Source organism: Photorhabdus heterorhabditis (assembly GCF_001280945.1).
GTDB lineage: Bacteria > Pseudomonadota > Gammaproteobacteria > Enterobacterales > Enterobacteriaceae > Photorhabdus > Photorhabdus heterorhabditis.
In genome coordinates this window covers 1-595 of sequence record NZ_LJCS01000220.1, presented here as the reverse complement: position 1 = coordinate 595, position 595 = coordinate 1, and the positions used below count along the sequence as shown (strand labels likewise).

2 protein-coding genes are annotated in these 595 nt (G+C 39.8%); both read left to right on the top strand.

Annotated features, from left to right (window positions below):
- A partial coding sequence (locus AM629_RS21440) for an endonuclease toxin domain-containing protein (RefSeq protein ID WP_476704006.1) occupies positions 1-364 on the top strand: 364 nt, incomplete at its 5' end.
- Positions 364-595: contact-dependent growth inhibition system immunity protein (locus AM629_RS21435; protein ID WP_152912072.1), on the top strand; the 232-nt coding region annotated here is incomplete at its 3' end. The genes AM629_RS21440 and AM629_RS21435, both read left to right, overlap by 1 nt.

The following is a 595-nucleotide window of genomic DNA, read 5'->3' as shown; positions in this document are numbered from 1 at the left end:
GGATTTTGTTGCTACGCAGATGCCAGCAGGTTCTCGACTGCCAGAGAATTTCAGGACGTTTGATTTTTATGATCAGAAAACAGGGATAGCTACCAGTGTTAAGACATTGGATACTCGTACAGCAGCGCGGGTAAAAGATCCTAAACAGATATATACATCAATGAAAGGGAATATTGATGCAGTAGTTAACTTTAAAGAAGCGGGAAAGGGTGAAGATATAATTAAGATGAATATGATATCACAACGTGAAGTACGTATCGCCGTTCCAAAGACTACAACCCCTGAGCAGTGGGAGCAGATTAATCATGCAATTGCTTATGGTGCGGATAAGAATGTAAACGTTAAAATTACAGTGGTGAAATAATGAATACAGATTTTGATCAAGGACTGAATGCGAGTGCCAAATTTAATGGTGATTTTTACTCTGTCAAAACTTATTCTGGGTATCGCCTGCTTAGAGCTGATCCTCAAAGTCACGAACATGTTCTATCTCCCGATGTAACTGATAGCCAATTGGGTAGTGCCGTTTTAGATTCACTTTCTAAAAGTCGGTTGGTCGATCCTGATGATGATTTTTTCGACAATGAAAGGGCAG